We start from the raw sequence: 15,541 nt of genomic DNA on the forward strand, positions 1-15,541 counted from the left end.
AGAGATCAGACGGGTTTGAGCAGGTCGCGGAGGTTGTTCATGTGGGCCTTGACGTCGGCGATGTCGACGGGGCGGGGTGAATCCTCGGCGGCTCCGGCGTGAGCCGTACGGCAGGGGCGGCAGAGCCCGTCGGGGAGGGCTTGCGGGGGCCCGGGGCGGCCGCAGTCCGTGCATTCCACAAGGAGGTGGCGGACGGGGGCCGGGGCGCCGGGCGAGGGGCTTCCGGCCGTGGGCAGCCGGGGCGGGATCTTGTCGGTGAGTCGGCGGCGGAGGAGGCCGACGGGGGAGTCGACCTTGGCGGGGAGCCCCGCCGTCAGCGCACTGGTCAGGTAGTCGACGCTCACGCCCCGGGCGAGCCATTGTGCCGCTTGGGGTTCCAGGGTGGCGCAGTCGTCGGCGGAGAGGGTGAGGCGGTGGTCGTCCCGGCCGAGGCGGGCCAGGGCGAGGTAGGCGGGGCTGGTTCCGGGGGCATGGGGCGTCGCGGGCTCGGTGTCCGGTGCGCGGGCCGGGGTGCGTTGCTGCGGTACGGCGGTGGGGTCGGGGGTCTGTTCCGTACGGGGACGCTCCGGTGCAGGCGGCAGCAGTTCCTCGGCCGGGGCCCACGGTGGCGGTGGTGCCGTGTCGAGGGTGGAGGCTTCCGGTACGGGGGCTGCGGCCAGGGCGGCCTTCTCGGTGGCGAGGTAGGTGTTCCACCACTCGTTGTCGCGTGCGGTGCGGGACCAGAAGGTGCGGAAGACCCAGCGGGTCTCGTCGCCCGCGCCGACGACCGCGCACCGTACGCGCCGCAGATGCCCGGCGACGGACAAGGCGGTCAGCGCGGTGGAGATGGCCTGCTGGCCGTAGAGCGGGAGCTGTTTCGCCAGGGTCTTCACGCTCATCGCGGCACCGTCGGGGAGGTGGTCGACGAACCCCGCGACGTACCGCTCGCGGGTCGGCAGGAGGGCGAAGTCGTGGCGTGTTCGGGCCTGTTGTTCCGGTGCGGAGCGTTTGCCGTAGCCGGGCTTGGCCATCGGGTACGCGGCGGAGAGTGCGGGGGCGTGCAGGGCGGAGCTAGGGTGCTGGGTAGCCACGGGATCGGCTTTCTGGGTTATCGATCTTGCGGTAAGACCCCGGCTCGGTGTGCAACCACCGGTCGGGGTCGTTTGGTTCTCGCACCGTAAGCAGTCGTGACGCTGTGCCGCAAGCCGTCACGATTAGTCATATTTCCTGGCCGTGACGGGGCAGGGAGGTAGGGGAGGTTTTCCCCAAACCCCTTCTTCTGCCCACCGGTTAAAGAAGACGCTCGAACCCCGGGTCCCGCATCCCGACACCCGAATCCCGGCACCCGAGCTTCGGGCCAGGGCCCCATCCACATACCCCCGCAGGAGTGACCGGACGCTCCCGAAGCCCGAAGCTCAGGGCTCGGGATCCGAGCTTCGGGGGAGGGCGGGGCGGCCCGGCCTGCGAGTGCAAGGTGCCTTCCATCTCGCGATCATCCGGCCGCCGCCTACGATCGCAGCATGATTCGTGCAGTCGTGTTCGATGTCGGTGAGTGCCTGGTCGACGAGACCCGTGAGTACGGCACTTGGGCTGACTGGCTCGGTGTTCCTCGCCACACCTTTGCCGCGCAGTTCGGAGCTGTGATTGCTCAGGGCAGGGACTACCGCGAGACGTTTCAGGTCTTCCGCCCCGGGTTCGATCTCTACGCCGAGCGGGAGGCCCGGGCAGCAGCGGGGCAGCCTGAACACTTCGACGAGTCGGATCTGTACCCCGACGTACGCGACTCCCTGGCGGCCTTGCGCGCGGACGGCCTGTGGCTCGGTATCGCCGGTAATCAGACGGTTCGGGCGGGCGGCATCCTGCGAGCTCTGTTCGCTCAGGACGTCGACCTGATCGGTACGTCTGACGACTGGGGTGCGTCGAAGCCTGACCCCGAGTTCTTTGTACGCGTCGCCGAAGTCGTCCCCGCCGAACCCGACGAGATCCTCTATGTCGGTGACCGCGTCGACAACGACCTGCGGCCGGCCGTTGCTGCGGGCATGTGGACCGCGCTTGTGCACCGCGGGCCGTGGGGGACGATTCAGTGGGAGACGGAAGAAGCGAGGAGGCTCCCCACCTTCCGAGTGGAGAGCCTTGTCGAACTGTCGCCGCTGATCAAACAGTTCAACGAGCGAGAGCGCTGACGGTCGTCGACCAGTCGTAGAGTCGTTCGTCCAGATCCCGCACGCACTGTTCGTGTTGGTGGGCGACCAGGGCTTGGCGAACATCGCGCACCCGGTCCATGCCGGTCGCGTACCAGGTGCGCTTCAACTGGTCGAGTGCGCGGACAGCGTAGTGGCACGCCGCATCGACGTCGCCCGCTGCGGCCTCGACGGCGGCGAGATCACCCAGTACGACGGACCGCTGCTTCTCCTCCGCCTCGGGCAGTTGGTCGAGGGCAGCGGACAAAGTGGCCCGAGCCTGAGGCAGATGTCCCGCCCGTAGCTGCGTGTTGCCTTTGAACGCGGCCAGACGCGGAGCGCTGAACCAGTCGAACCATTCGGGCACGGGGTGCTCGTTGCCCGCTGCGAGCGCGTCTTCCCCATGGCTGATGAGGTGAAGAGCGGTGCGGGTGTTGCTCGCCCGGGTCTCGCACTCGGCTTCGACGGCATCGAGCCATGCGAGGAGCAGCGCCGGGGAATCACCGCGACGAGCATAGGTTCGCGCCGCGACAATCCGCCGTGCGGCCTCATCCCGGCGCCCTTCCCATCCCGGAACGAAGGCCATGTGTGCAAGTGTCGCCGCCCCGAGGAGATGATCCTCGGCCTCCCGGGCCGCCTGCAGGCCGCGCAGCCATGTCTCATCCGCTTCGTCGGACTCCCTGAGGTCGAAGAACTGAATGCGCCCTGCGAGTAGCCACGTTTCCGACAGCGAGGAAGCCACTGACTGGCGGGTACGGCCGACCGTTTCCGTCAGCAGGACACACCCGAGTTCCGCGTGCCCGATCACGGTCGGGTAGAGGGCTGTCGGCGCGACGGACCAGTAGAGGTTCCGATGGGCACGGGTAACAGCGGCGAAGTCGCTGCCGACCGACACCGGTTGGATCGTGGTTGTCGACTGGACGGGTACAGCAGCCAGGCCCTTCCCGGCGGCGTTCATTGCGGAGTGCGGTCGCTGCCCGCCACTCTCCCTTCCCGGCGGCGGGGCGAACCCAAGCTCCTCCATGCTCTGGCCCAACAAGTGGACGAGCGCTGACTGCAGATCCGGGTGGGGCCACGGCGGTGCCGAGGACTCCCAGCGCCTCACCTGCCGTACTCCAACGCCGAGGGCTTCTGCGAGCGCCTGTTGTGAGTGATATCCGGCGGCTACGCGCGCCGACCTTAGGCGGGTGTTGATTCGTGGTTGGGGCACCGTGCACCTCCGTAGCGGTTGTACTGATGGTGACAGTAGGCCCGCTCTGATCCAGGCGATCCCTCAAATGGTGGCAGATAAGTCCTCTTTGGCACCTCGAAGGGTCCTATGAAAGTCCTCGAAAGTGGTCATTGATAGGGCCAGTCTGGGCTTTCGTCAGACACCACGCAGCGAGGAAGACCATGATCGGCGCTCCGACATCACAGCAACGCCACGGGAAGCCACCGGCGGACGAGGAGGTTCGACCACCTTCTCCCCGCACTCCAGAACGGAAGGTTCTTGCCCTGATCACCTTGTCCAAGCGCGCAGCCGCACCGGATGCCGCGTACCGCACATTGCTCGGTCACACCACGACCTGCGCTGCGTGCCGCGAGGGAGTCTCCTGTCCGACGGCCGTGCGCTTGGGGCGGGCTTGGCGGAAGGCCCGACGCGGATGAAGTGCTACGCGGGCGAGGAAGCACACGAGTTGCCGATTGAGGGCGAGTCAGGTGCCTACTGTCCGGAGCATGAGGTGACGTTGCTGTGGCGGGGTGATCCGATCACGGCCGCCGATGCGACCGGGGGTGCGGGCGTCGGCCTGGACGGGTTGTCGGCGGGTGCGGACGGTCCGTACGGCGTTGTCTGCCGCAGTGCGTTGGTGACGGGTCTGGCCGACGTGCACGCCCTCTGCCTGCGGCCGGACTGTGTCTGCCCGTGTCATGCGGTCGCCACCGCTCTTCGGGAAGCCGGATGAGCATCAACTTCTCGGCAACGGATGTCCGTACGTGCGAGGCGTGTTGGCGCGCACCGGTCACCGCCGTACGGCACACCGAGGGCGGCCGGGATCTGCTGTGCCGGGCGTGCGCCGAGAGTGGCCGTCCGCGCCGGGTCGATCTCTTCCCTCCGTACGGGATCTACCGGCTTCACGCCCCTGCCAACCAATCAGCTTCACCGATCAGAGGAGATGAACGATGACCACCAACCCCGTACAGGTCGATGCTGCCAAGCATGGCGGGTCGCCTTCGGACAAGCCGTGGACACCGCCGTCGGAGCCGAAGCCGTCTCCGGACGGCAGCCGCCCCCAGTGCTTCCCGCAGCCATGAGCACCGCACACCCGGCATCCACCTACCCCGCCCTGGTGCAGGAGTTGGCCGATCGGGGGCTGCTCTCTGCGCGGTGGCGGCGGGTGTTCGAGGCTGTTCCGCGCAGTCGGTTCGTTCCGGAGACTGTGTGGCGGCAGTTGCCCGACCGGTGTGAGCCGGTGGTGGGGACGGATGCGTGGCTGGCGTTGGTGAACAGCGACGAGCCCGTCGTCACCCAGCTCGACGACGGAGCCTTGGGCGGGCCCGGTGTCGCGACGTCGTCGAACTCGATGCCCTCGATGGTCGCCCGGATGCTGGGCCTGCTCGACGTGCGCGACGGCCACCGGGTACTGGAGATCGGCACCGGCACCGGGTATGTCTCCGCGCTGCTCTGCGAACGGCTCGGTGACGATCTCGTCCACAGCGTCGAGCTGGACCCGGTCGTGGCCCGCCAGGCGGCCGACGCCCTCGCGCAGGCCGGGTACCGGCCGCACCTGCGCGTCGGGGACGGCGAACAGCCGTGGCCCGGCCTCGGGTTGGTGGACCGGCTGATCGCCACCTGCGCCCTTCGGTACGTCCCGTACAACCTGCTCCGCCAGATCCGGCCCGGAGGGGTCGTCGTGGCCCCCCTCGCCCGGGAGTTCTGGTCCGGAGCGCTGGTCCAGCTCCGCGTACAGGCTGACGGCACCGCGACCGGCCCGTTCTGCGGCGGGGCCACGTACATGCCGATGCGAGCCCACCGCGTCCCCGACCTCCACGATGTACGGGGCAAAGGACGAGCGCGCGCCGCCGGCCTGGACCCCGCCCGGCTCCTCGACCTCGGGTTCGCCCTGTACGCCGGGGCGCGCCTGCCCGGCGTACGGCTCATCCACCGGAGCACCCCCGACGGTGTTCAGGTGTGGGTGACCCGCGAGAACGGATCCGGAGCGACGGCCGCCACCGGGGAGGAGGTCTGGCAGTACGGGCCCGGGTTCCTGTGGGAGGAGATCGAGCAGGCCTGGTGGGAGTACGAAGCGGTCGGGCGGCCCGACGCCCAGCAGTTCGGGTTGACCGTGACCGGCCGGGGCCAGGAGGTATGGCTCCGGGACCCGGACGAGGCCATCCGGCCCAGCCGGGTGTGAAGGCGACCCCGGGCCGGCGGAAAACGGAAACCGGGGCTAATGCCAGAAGGGGCGTCCGACTGATCTCAGTCGGACGCCCCTTCCACAAGCGGTAGCGGTGGGGATTTGAACCTGTCCGCGTGACGGGTCTCACCTGCTGTTTTTCCTGAGAGTCGGAAAATCTGGCGCTATCCATCCTGCTGAGTTCTGTTGCATCCTCTTGCGTCGTGCCCCGTGTGGACATGCCTACGGGGGGATCAAGGTGCGCTCCTGGTGGCTCCGTGGCCCGGATCGGCTCCTCTGCATAGAGAAGCACCTACCCCCGAAAGGGATGGGCGCCTTGGCGCCCATCCGCCTGAAGCGCTCTCAGGGACGGGCTCGGGGCCCGAGTAGCCGAGCAGTTTCAGTGACAGAGAGTGAGGTAGCGGCGCGGAGTTCGACGCTGCTCTGGTCGTGTGACTCGCCTAGATGGCGGTTCTGGTGCCGTCCGGGGAGGGGCCCAGAAGTACGTCCCGCTCGGCGTGAGCGTGCCGAGCGGGACGCGGCGTGCCTTCGTTGAGACGGGCGCCGCGGTCACGCCCGCAGGACCATGGCCGTGATCGCGGCACCCGCCGCGTACCCCACGATGTCCACCTGCCACCCGGCGCATCCGCTGCGGACCGCCCACCGCTGCGCGTACGTCCGCGCGACCGCCGCCGCCACCACTGCGACCATCTTCTTCGACACCACAGAGTCCTCCTCATGCACGGGGGCTGACCGCCCCGACGAACCGGTGCCACCCGTTCGGCCGGCCGGTCCTCTGACACAAGCACCGCGCTGTCCGTCCCGGCAACGGCCGAAGCCCCGGATGCGAGATACCAGGGGTCTTTCCGGGAGTACCTCCCCCTGCTTGCCCCCACCGCCCCTGTTTCCCGACTCCTCGGCCGGGAGTGCACTAGGCTGCGCCGATGAACGCCGCCACGCCCCCGGCGCCGCGCCGTCCGGGCCCGGACAGTGCAGACCTTCTCCGGGCAGCCCGCTGCGCGGGGTATCCCTTCACCGATCGACAGCTTGAGACGCTACGTACACAAGGGCTCATCCCGCGCCCGCACCGGGCCCTGAACCGAGGGGTCACGCCGGTCTGGGTCTACCCGCCTGGCACCGAGCGGCAGATCGTGTTCCTGGGACGCTGGCGGCAACGCACGAAGGACCCAGAGGTACTCCGTGTCCTGTTGTGGCTGGAGGGCTTCCCCATCCCCACTGAGGCTGTCGAGATCGCTCTCCTCCGCTGCCTTCTCGCGGTCGGCGCCTTGGAGGACCGCATCGCTCCGTCTCCGGATTCGGCCGCGGCACCGGAGCTGGACACAGGCCGGGACCCCATCGAATCCCTCGCCGCCGAACTCGCCGCGAAGCGCGGGCCCAAGGCTCTCCCCCGCCCGATCCGGCAGTCGGCCGCCGAGCGGGCCCGCGCCATCGAGCTGATGTTCCGCACCTTCGGACGCGGTGAATCCATCACCGTGACCGACGACGAAGCCTTCGAGCTCGAACGACTTCTCGGCCTCGCCCCGGGACGGCGACACAAGGTGGACGGCGTCGGCCCATGGATCACCGGCTCACCCCATCAGCTGCTGGATCTTGCCCGCACCTTCGCCCCGCCGGCCCTGTTCAAGACGATGCTGACCGTCACGGAGGCCGAACTCGAAGAGGCCCGCCCCTTCGCCCACACCCTCTTCTACGGGATGCCCCTTGCCGCCCGCCTCCTGGGCGCGATTTACGGCAACGACAACTACGCGGGCTTCGGGTTCCTCGCCAACCAGGAGGAGAAACCCTTCCTGGCCCCTTTGATCCTTGCCGTGGTGGTGGCCGTACGCCGCACCGACCCGAAGATGACCGCCAACCTCACCGCCCTCCACTCCTCCATGCAAGCCCTCCCCGACACGATGGCAGAGATCAAGAACATGCTGGAGATGCCCCAGTCACAGATGGACCAGAACCTTGCCAAGCAACCAGCCGCGGCCCGACGTCAGCTCTCCCGAGTGATCGAGGCGGCCCTTGAAGGAAAGTTCGAGGGTGGCCTTGCCCTCTGACCCCCTCACCAGAGGCTGAGCGGGCACCCACCGCTGCGGCCGTTTCGATGCGGCGCCGGATGTCTTCTTCGGCCTCACAGGCAGCCCGATCGGCCCGGACAGCCGCGCCAGAGGCCCCACCGGAGCTTTCCGTGCCACTCGCAACGATGGTGTTCGCCCCGCTCGGGTGTGGACACGTCCATACCGTGTCCACATGCAAAACACCCCCTGATCGCGTTTCCGCAGATCAAGGGGTGTTAGAAGCGGTAGCGGTGGGATTTGAACCCACGGTGACGGGTTACGCCACACTCGCTTTCGAGGCGAGCTCCTTCGGCCGCTCGGACACGCTACCGAGAGAGAGCTTAGACCATCCCGGGGCGTGGACAGAAATCGGTTCTCGGGAGCGGGGCCCTACCTGGTCAGGAGGTCGGGCCGTACCTGGTCAGAGCGTGCGGAAGAAGGACGTCAGCTGCTCGGCGCACTCGTCCTCCAGGACGCCGCCGATCACCTCCGGGCGGTGGTTGAGGCGGCGGTCGCGGACGACGTCCCAGAGGGAGCCGGCCGCGCCCGCCTTCTCGTCGCGGGCTCCGTAGACGACCCGGTCGACGCGGGACTGGACCAGGGCGCCCGCGCACATCGTGCAGGGCTCCAGGGTGACCACCAGCGTGCAGCCGGTCAGGCGCCACTCGCCGTGGGTCCCGGCCGCCCGGCGCAGGGCCAGGATCTCGGCGTGTGCGGTCGGGTCGCCGGTGGCCTCGCGCTCGTTGTGGGCGGCGGCCAGCTCGGCGCCGTCGGGGCCGAGGACGACGGCGCCGACCGGCACATCGCCGGCCGACGCCGCCCGCCCGGCCTCGGCCAGGGCGCGGCGCATCGGTGCCTGCCAGGGGTCGCGTACGGGGTCGGGCTCGGGTACGCGTACGGGATCCGGGGCGGGCTGCGGTGAGGGGTCCGGCGGTCGTGCGGTCACCTGCGGGACCCTAACGGACAGGGTGGGACGGGACAGGAGGAGGGAAGGGAAGAGGGGCGTACGGGCCGGTCAGCGGACCGACTCCAGGACCTCCGCCGCTCCCACGGCCTCCGCGATCTCGGAGAGTGCGTCGGTCTGCAGGGTGAGCAGCTCCTTCTCGGACATCCCGAGGTCGGCGAGGACCCCGAGCTCACCGATCGGTCCCGCCGGCACGGCGTCCGGGTCGGGGCCGTCCTCGTCCGGGTCGGCGGCCGCGGGGGCGGACCGTTCCGGTTCGCCGTCCTCGGTGCCGTCGAGGTCGACGAGCTCCTCCAGGGCGGCGATCTCGTCCTCGGCCCCCGGTTCGCGGCCGAGCATTTCGTCGGTGAGCAGGATCTCCCCGTACGAGGAGCGGGCGGCGGCGGACGCGTCCGAGACGTAGATTCGGGGGTCCTCCTCACCGTCCACCCGGACGACGCCGAACCAGGCGTCCTCCTGCTCGATGTAGACCAGGACCGTGTCCTCGTCCACCGAGGCCTCCCGGGCCAGATCCGTCAGATCGGACAGGGTTTCCACATCGTCGAGCTCTGTATCGCTCGCTTCCCACCCGTCTTCGGTGCGCGCGAGCAGTGCGGCGAAGTACACCGTGACTCTCCCACTGGTCATAGGCGAATCGGTCCGACGGGAGGGCGAACGGTGATCCGTCCGTCCTGAGCCCCGCCCAACCGGCATCGTGGCAGAAACAAGCGCCGTGCGAGACCTCTTCGGCCGTTGCGTCGGCCACCAGTTCCAGGAGTGCCTGGTCGGCCGTCGCCCTGACGGGCGGATCGGCGGGGGAGTGCGCCGGTGGTACGAGGAGGATTCACCAGCGGAACGTTCGCATCCGCATCTGTTGCCGCATACGGGCCGCACGGGCCCGGCGCGGCTGCACCCGGTCGCGCAGCTGCTTGGCCTCGTGGAGCTCACGGAGGAACTGGGCGCGTCGGCGGCGGCGGGCGGCGTCACTCTCCTGCGCGTCCTCGACGTCATTCACCGCGCCCTCGGCGTCGCGCCCGTCGCGCGACCCGCGCGAGGCCGGGTCGCGCCGCAGTTCCCCGTCAGCCATCGACACACCACCCCAGTGCTGGGTCCGTATGCCCCCACCTTCCCCCCGAACAGGTGGTTGATGCCAGCGCAGAGTGCCGGGCGGCGCGGTTACTGTTGACGCATGCGGATCCACGTCGTCGACCACCCGCTGGTGGCGCACAAACTCACCACGCTGCGCGACAAGCGCACCGACTCCCCGACCTTCCGGCGGCTCGCCGACGAGCTGGTCACCCTTCTCGCCTACGAGGCCACCCGGGACGTGCGCACCGAGCAGGTCGACATCGTGACCCCGGTGACGCCCACGACCGGGGTGAAGCTCTCGCACCCCCGGCCCCTGGTCGTCCCGATCCTGCGCGCCGGTCTGGGCATGCTGGACGGCATGGTGCGGCTGCTGCCGACCGCCGAAGTGGGCTTCCTCGGCATGATCCGCAACGAGGAGACGCTCCAGGCGGAGACGTACGCGACCCGGATGCCCGAGGACCTCTCCGGCCGCCAGGTCTATGTCCTGGACCCGATGCTGGCCACCGGCGGCACCCTCGTCGCGGCCATCCGCGAGCTGATCAAGCGCGGGGCCGACGATGTCACCGCCGTCGTGCTTCTCGCGGCGCCCGAGGGCGTCGAGGTGATGGAGCGCGAGCTGGCCGGGACCCCGGTCACCGTCGTCACCGCCTCCGTCGACGAGCGGCTCAACGAGAACGGCTACATCGTGCCGGGCCTCGGGGACGCGGGCGACCGGATGTACGGCACGGCCGAATAGGTCCGGACTGGGCCGTTCCACGATTGCGCGCCCCGTCCCGGCGTCGTACGTATCCGTACGGTGCCGGGGCGGGGCGCGCGTCGTGTGCAGGGGTCCAGCAGGAGCGTGTGCGGGGGTTCAGCAGGAGCGTCTGCGGGGTTCAGCAGGAGGGGGACGGGGCCGGGGCCGGCTTCGTCAGGGCCGTCATCGCGGCGGTGGCCTCCTGCGGGGTGCTGAACGCCTTGAACTTCGCCCCGAGGATCAGGTCGACCTCGCCCGTCCTGCGGGTGTCCGTCTTCTGCACCGTGCCCGCCAGCTGGGTGCCGAGCACCGTGAAGCTGCCGTTCGTCGCGGTCGGTGCGCCGAGCAGCACGCCCGTGCCCGGCACCTTCTTGTCGTACGCCTTCGTCGCGTTGCCCACCTCGCCGATGGTGAAACCGCGCTTCTTGAGCTCCTCGGCCGCGGACTTGGCCAGCCCGCTGCGCGTCGTCGCGTTGTAGACGTTGACCTTGATGGCGGCCGGCTTCGGCAGCGCCTTGACCGGGGCCGCCGACGGCTTCGCGGTGGGGCAGTCCCGCTTGTGGTCGGCCGCGCTGGCGCTCTTGTCGCCGCCGGTGAAGACGTCGATGAGCTGCAACGTGCCCCAGCCGGCCAGGCTGAGGGCGACGACGGCTCCGATGCCCGCGAGGACCAGCCTGCGGCGGTGCCGGGGGCGACGCATACGGGGATAGGCGTCGCCCGTGATGCGGTACTTTCCGCCCATGCCGGGGGGAGTGAGCATGCTCATGGACGCAGCGTAGTGCGACCCGATGACGATGCGTACAAAATGATCAACGTATGGCACCCGGATGAGCGTGAAAACACCCGAAAGGCCCGAATCCGGCCTCGGTGGGGTGCGGAACCCGGGTGGGGTGTGCGTGCCCGTGTATCGCGGCGGTGTGCGCGGGCGGCCGGGGGTGCGTCAGCCCATGCCCCCGGGGGCCCCGGGGAGGCGTCAGCCCATGTCCCGGGGCGGTGTCAGCCCATGTCGAGGACGCGGGCGTGCAGCACCTGGCGCTGCTGGAGCGCGGCCCGGACCGCCCGGTGCAGGCCGTCCTCCAGGTAGAGGTCGCCCTGCCATTTCACGACATGGGCGAACAGGTCGCCGTAGAACGTGGAGTCCTCGGCGAGGAGGGTCTCCAGGTCCAGCTGGCCCTTGGTGGTCACGAGCTGGTCCAGGCGAACCGGACGCGGCGCGACGTCCGCCCACTGGCGGGTGCTTTCCCGGCCGTGGTCGGGGTATGGCTTCCCATTTCCGATGCGCTTGAAGATCACACGGAAAGCCTACCGGGCAAGGGCCACCGGGCGCAGCCAGGGAAGCTCACCGCGACGCCGGTGCAAAGGCCGTATTGCGCCGAATAGGGCGGGATACCGGGACAGGGGGCGCGTGAGTGAGCCCGGTACGGAATCGATCCGGAGGGATTCCGTACCGGGCTCACTGCCGGTTCACCGTGGGTGCGGTGCGCCGTTCACGGGGCCTGGGGGCCTGGGCCGCTACTCCGCGACGCGGCCGTGCCCCTCGCGCAGGCCGCCACCGCTGCCACCGCTGCCGGGCGTGCCCGTGCCGGTGTCGGGGGTGACCGGGCGGGTCAGGGAACGCAGGTCGTGGGCGTACGTCCCGACGGCGTTGGCGATCACGTCGATGTTGGTGTCGAAGTGACCCATGTCGATGTTGTCCAGGTCGTCGCAGGCCGCGTGGTAGCAGGGGTCGTACGCGATCCCCGCCTCGCCGCCGAACACCTCGGCCTGGGCCGCCGTCTTGATGCCCTCCGCCCCGGTGTCGGTACCGCCGGACGGGATGCCGACCTCGATGAACGGTCCGTAGTCCGAGCGGCCGGTGAAGTCGGTGCCCTCGTGCGGCTTGCCCTTGCCGTCGAGGAACTCGTTGATGTCGCGCTCCAGTTGGGCCGAGCCCTCCGGGCCGGGGCCCTCGCCGACCTGGTCGGAGTTGTCGCCGTCGAAGACGAACTGCACGCCGTTGGGCGAGGCGATCATGTCGAAGTTCAGGTAGAGCGCGATCTGCTCGCGCTGCTTCTCGGAGAGCGCCGCGACGTACTTCTCCGAGCCGATCAGGCCGTTCTCCTCGGCCGACCACCAGGCGAACCGCACCTTGTTGGCGGGGTTGCTCTTCGACTTCGCCAGCTTCAGGGCGACATCGAGCAGGCCGGCGGAACCGGAGCCGTTGTCGTTGATGCCGGGGCCCTCGGTCACCGAGTCGAGGTGGGCGCCGAGCATCACGGTCCGCGCCGTGCTGCCGCCGGGCGTCTCGGCGATGACGTTGCGGGTGGGGCGGTCCTGCTGGAGCTCACGTATCTCGAAGGAGACCGTGACCTCGCCGCCCGCGAGGTCGGCGGCGAGCTTCTCGCCCTCCTCCTGGGTGAGGCCGCCGGTCGGGATCCTGCCCGCGGCGACCTCGCCGAGCGTGCCGGAAAGGACGCCCTCGACGTTGTTGTAGATGACCGCCCCGGCCGCGCCCGCTTCGGCGGCTGCCGCCTGCTTCTCGGCGAAGGAGCAGCCGCCGCGCTTGATCAGCGCGATCTTGCCGGTGAAGGTCGAGGACGCGTAGTCGGCGGCCTCGCAGCCCGTCGTCCCGTCGACGGGCACCGCGACGAGCGCTGCCGTCAGGCCGCCCACCTCGGTCGACGGCGTGTACGTCATGGCCTTGATCGAGACGTCGCGGGGCGTCGGCGTCACCACGGAGAGCTTCTCGGCCAGCGTCTCCGTGTAGGTGAAGCGGAAGTTCTCGTACGAGACCTTGTACCCGGCCCGCTGGAGCTGGCGGTAGACGTACGCCGCCGATGCGTCGTGGCCCAGCGAACCGGCGGCGCGGTGACCGTCGGTCGAGTCGGCTATCGCCTGGAACTGCTGGAGGTGGCGGTAGGCGTCGCGTGCGGACGCGTTCCTCACCAACTCCCGTGACAGCTTGGCGGCTTCCTTCCCCGGGTCGTGCGCGGGGCGTCCGGGGTTCGGGGACGCGGCCAGGAGGAGCGGTGTGGCCAGGGCGGTGGCGGCCACGACAGCCATGGCTCTGCGACGTGTTGCGTGCACAGGAGTCCTTCCGGTCTGAACGGCTGGTGCTCTGAGCGGCTCAGTACCTGAATCGCCGGCGCTCCGAGCGGCTCAGTATCTGAACAGCTGAACGAATGTGCTGCGAAAGCTAGCGAGTGGGGTGACGCCTGTGAACAGATGTGGCCGGATTCGATCGGTGGGAGGGAGGTGTCGGCCTGATTCGGCGCTCCACCCCATCACTTATCGGGCGACGAACGGCCCGGCTTCTTCGCCGCTTTGGCCGTCCTCGTCGTCTTCGCCGTCGTCTTCGCAGCCGTCTTCGTAGCCTTGGCCGCCGCCTTGGCCTCCTGCTTGTACGCGCGTACCTCGGCGAGCGACTCCGGACCCGTGATGTCGGCGACCGACCGGTGCGATCCGGCCTCCCCGTACGGTCCCGCCGCCTCCCGCCACCCCGTCGGGCGTACGCCGAATTGCTTGCCGAGCAGCGCCAGGAAGATCCTGGCCTTCTGGGTGCCGAAGCCGGGCAGCGCGTTGAGGCGTTTCAGCAGATCGTCGCCGGTCGCCGCGGACCGCCACACCGCGCTCGCGTCGCCGTCGTACTCCGCCACCAGGAACTGGCACAGCTGCTGCACCCGCTGGGCCATGGAGCCGGGGTAGCGGTGCAGGGCCGGTTTGGTCGTGAACAACTCGGTGAAGGCGTCCGGGTCGTAGGCGGCGATCCGCCCCGCGTCCAGGTCGTCGGAGCCCATCCGTTCCGCGAGGGTGTACGGGCCCGTGAACGCCCACTCCATCGGAACCTGCTGGTCCAGCAGCATGCCGACCAGGGCGGCCAGCGGGCTGCGGCCGAGAAGCTCGTCGGCCTCCGGATTCTGGGCGATCCGCAGGGTGATGTCCTTGCCGCTGTCGCTCGTGGTCATGCTGCCGATCATCGCGAGCGCGGCGGACGACGGCGACCGGGACTGCGCCGATGGCCGCTTTCCTGTCGGCCGAAGGGAGTAAGTCGGCCGAAGGGAGTAAAGGAGGAGCGGGACGGCCGTGGCGTGCGCGTCCGTCCGTGCCGCCGCGCTGCCCGATGAGGCAGTTCCGGATGCCCCGGCCGGGCCGGGGCACGGGCTGGACGGCCCGGGGGCCGCGCCGTAATCGTGGAATGCCGAGGACGGTGCGGTCAGGGGAGATGAGCATGGACGCGCACGACATCGAGCAGGAACACCACGAGCCCCACGGACCCGGTGGCCACCACGGACACGGCGGGCGGGACCAGGCCCACGAGCGCGATGAGCAGCGCGGCGAAACCGCTGCCGAGGCGCCGGGCGAGCGGGACCACCACGTCTTCCGGGCCGCCGCCGCGGGCCGGGCCGATGTGGTCGGGGCGGCCGGGATGGGGCTGCTCCAGCGGACGGCCGGAAACGGCGCACTCGGGGCGATGGTCCAACGGGCCCGGTCCGCAGCCGCCGCACCCGCCGCCGAGCAGGCCGAGCAGGCCGAGCAGGCCGAGCAGGCCGAGCAGACGGGGCACGCGGGGCAGGCCGAGGAGCAGCGGTCGCCGGTGCACGACGTGATCTCCTCCGGCGGTTCGCCCCTGGACACCGACACCCGTACGGACATGGAGAGCCGGATGGGCGCGGACTTCTCCGACGTGCGCGTCCACCACGACTCCGCCGCGCACGAGTCGGCGAAGGGCGTCGGGGCGCACGCGTACACCGTGGGCAACAACGTGGTGTTCCAGCGCGACGCCTACGACCCCGGGTCGCCGCAGGGCCGCACCACGCTGGCCCATGAGCTGACCCATGTGATCCAGCAGCGCAACGGCCCGGTGGAGGGAACCGAGGCCCCGGGCGGCATCCGGGTCAGCGACCCTTCGGACCGGTTCGAGCGGGAAGCCGTCGCGAACGCGGACCGGGTGCTGTCCGATCCCGCGCCGGAGGCGGCCCCGGTCCCGGCCGCGCCCGTGTCCGCCCCCGCTCCCACCTCCGCATCCGCGGCTTCCGCCGTGCAGCGGGCGGCCACGGAGGACGAGGACGAGCAACCCGCCGACGTACAGGGATCGTTCGTGCAGCGTGCGGCGGAGAAGAAGCCGGGGGAGGAAGAGGAAGAGGAGACTCCCCCGGCTTGAGGGAGCCCGCTTCGGGCGGTTGGTCGGGTGGGCGGTC

General features: G+C 70.0%; 16 protein-coding genes and 1 tRNA gene. 6 read left to right on the forward strand and 11 right to left on the reverse strand.

Annotated elements, in window-relative coordinates; genetic code table 11:
* Window positions 1-5: 5 nt before the first annotated feature.
* Window positions 6-1,070: a MarR family transcriptional regulator gene (locus IE272_RS11020; RefSeq protein ID WP_229897266.1), complete on the reverse strand. Its 1,065-nt coding sequence runs from the start codon at window positions 1,068-1,070 to the stop codon at window positions 6-8.
* A 429-nt stretch (window positions 1,071-1,499) separates the two neighbouring features.
* Here IE272_RS11020 and IE272_RS11025 point away from each other — a divergent pair, with 429 nt between their 5' ends.
* Window positions 1,500-2,162: an HAD family hydrolase gene (locus IE272_RS11025; RefSeq protein WP_097937065.1), complete on the forward strand. Its 663-nt coding sequence runs from the start codon at window positions 1,500-1,502 to the stop codon at window positions 2,160-2,162.
* Here IE272_RS11025 and IE272_RS11030 read toward each other — a convergent pair.
* The gene (locus IE272_RS11030; protein WP_373304169.1) at window positions 2,143-3,405 is read right to left on the reverse strand and encodes a helix-turn-helix transcriptional regulator; all 1,263 of its coding nucleotides are present in this window, start codon (window positions 3,403-3,405) and stop codon (window positions 2,143-2,145) included. The two genes, IE272_RS11025 and IE272_RS11030, sit on opposite strands and share 20 nt — an antisense overlap.
* A 693-nt stretch (window positions 3,406-4,098) precedes the next feature.
* Between IE272_RS11030 and IE272_RS38660 the strand changes: the two genes are divergently transcribed.
* Together IE272_RS38660 and IE272_RS11035 are read left to right on the forward strand one after the other, a co-directional pair.
* A complete protein-coding gene (locus IE272_RS38660) occupies window positions 4,099-4,323 on the forward strand; it encodes a hypothetical protein (RefSeq protein ID WP_079044207.1) in 225 nt (74 codons plus the stop codon).
* Between the two features lie 124 nt (window positions 4,324-4,447).
* A complete protein-coding gene (locus tag IE272_RS11035; RefSeq protein ID WP_190006742.1) occupies window positions 4,448-5,551 on the forward strand; it encodes a methyltransferase domain-containing protein in 1,104 nt (367 codons plus the stop codon).
* Between the two features lie 552 nt (window positions 5,552-6,103).
* On the opposite strand, the gene IE272_RS11040 is transcribed toward IE272_RS11035, so the two are convergent.
* The gene (locus IE272_RS11040; protein ID WP_190006743.1) at window positions 6,104-6,256 is read right to left on the reverse strand and encodes a hypothetical protein; all 153 of its coding nucleotides are present in this window, start codon (window positions 6,254-6,256) and stop codon (window positions 6,104-6,106) included.
* A 221-nt stretch (window positions 6,257-6,477) separates the two neighbouring features.
* On the opposite strand from IE272_RS11040, the gene IE272_RS11045 reads away from it, so the two are divergent.
* A complete protein-coding gene (locus tag IE272_RS11045; protein ID WP_190006744.1) occupies window positions 6,478-7,596 on the forward strand; it encodes a hypothetical protein in 1,119 nt (372 codons plus the stop codon).
* A gap of 243 nt (window positions 7,597-7,839) precedes the next feature.
* Here the strand turns inward: IE272_RS11045 and IE272_RS11050 are convergent.
* The 4 genes from IE272_RS11050 to IE272_RS11065 all read right to left on the reverse strand — a co-directional run bounded on the left by IE272_RS11050 (window position 7,840) and on the right by IE272_RS11065 (window position 9,626).
* Window positions 7,840-7,927, reverse strand: a tRNA-Ser gene (locus IE272_RS11050).
* A gap of 90 nt (window positions 7,928-8,017) precedes the next feature.
* A complete protein-coding gene (gene tadA, locus IE272_RS11055) occupies window positions 8,018-8,446 on the reverse strand; it encodes a tRNA adenosine(34) deaminase TadA (protein WP_056702300.1) in 429 nt (142 codons plus the stop codon).
* A gap of 165 nt (window positions 8,447-8,611) precedes the next feature.
* A complete protein-coding gene (locus IE272_RS11060) occupies window positions 8,612-9,166 on the reverse strand; it encodes a tRNA adenosine deaminase-associated protein (RefSeq protein WP_050359959.1) in 555 nt (184 codons plus the stop codon).
* Window positions 9,167-9,383: 217 nt separating this feature from the next.
* Entirely contained in the window at window positions 9,384-9,626 is a 243-nt protein-coding gene (locus IE272_RS11065; RefSeq protein ID WP_050360040.1) for a hypothetical protein, read from the reverse strand.
* Between the two features lie 102 nt (window positions 9,627-9,728).
* On the opposite strand from IE272_RS11065, the gene upp reads away from it, so the two are divergent.
* On the forward strand, window positions 9,729-10,364 hold the full coding sequence (gene upp / locus IE272_RS11070) for a uracil phosphoribosyltransferase (RefSeq protein WP_007446314.1): 636 nt from the start codon (window positions 9,729-9,731) through the stop codon (window positions 10,362-10,364).
* A gap of 139 nt (window positions 10,365-10,503) precedes the next feature.
* On the opposite strand, the gene IE272_RS11075 is transcribed toward upp, so the two are convergent.
* From IE272_RS11075 to IE272_RS11090, 4 genes are all read right to left on the reverse strand, one after another.
* Window positions 10,504-11,106: a LytR C-terminal domain-containing protein gene (locus IE272_RS11075; RefSeq protein WP_098890975.1), complete on the reverse strand. Its 603-nt coding sequence runs from the start codon at window positions 11,104-11,106 to the stop codon at window positions 10,504-10,506.
* A 254-nt stretch (window positions 11,107-11,360) separates the two neighbouring features.
* Complete coding sequence (locus IE272_RS11080) at window positions 11,361-11,657, reverse strand: type II toxin-antitoxin system VapB family antitoxin (RefSeq protein WP_007446323.1); 297 nt, start codon at window positions 11,655-11,657, stop codon at window positions 11,361-11,363.
* 219 nt (window positions 11,658-11,876) lie between these two features.
* The gene (locus IE272_RS11085; RefSeq protein ID WP_190006801.1) at window positions 11,877-13,406 is read right to left on the reverse strand and encodes a M28 family metallopeptidase; all 1,530 of its coding nucleotides are present in this window, start codon (window positions 13,404-13,406) and stop codon (window positions 11,877-11,879) included.
* Window positions 13,407-13,627: 221 nt separating this feature from the next.
* Window positions 13,628-14,308, reverse strand: a complete 681-nt coding sequence (locus tag IE272_RS11090) for an HhH-GPD-type base excision DNA repair protein (protein ID WP_050359962.1) — start codon at window positions 14,306-14,308, stop codon at window positions 13,628-13,630.
* A gap of 263 nt (window positions 14,309-14,571) precedes the next feature.
* Here IE272_RS11090 and IE272_RS11095 point away from each other — a divergent pair, with 263 nt between their 5' ends.
* Window positions 14,572-15,504 (forward strand): eCIS core domain-containing protein, encoded by a 933-nt coding sequence (locus IE272_RS11095; RefSeq protein WP_373304164.1) that lies wholly within the window; start codon window positions 14,572-14,574, stop codon window positions 15,502-15,504.
* Window positions 15,505-15,541 lie beyond the last annotated feature (37 nt).

It is taken from the genome of Streptomyces anulatus, assembly GCF_014650675.1.
Lineage (GTDB): Bacteria > Actinomycetota > Actinomycetes > Streptomycetales > Streptomycetaceae > Streptomyces > Streptomyces anulatus.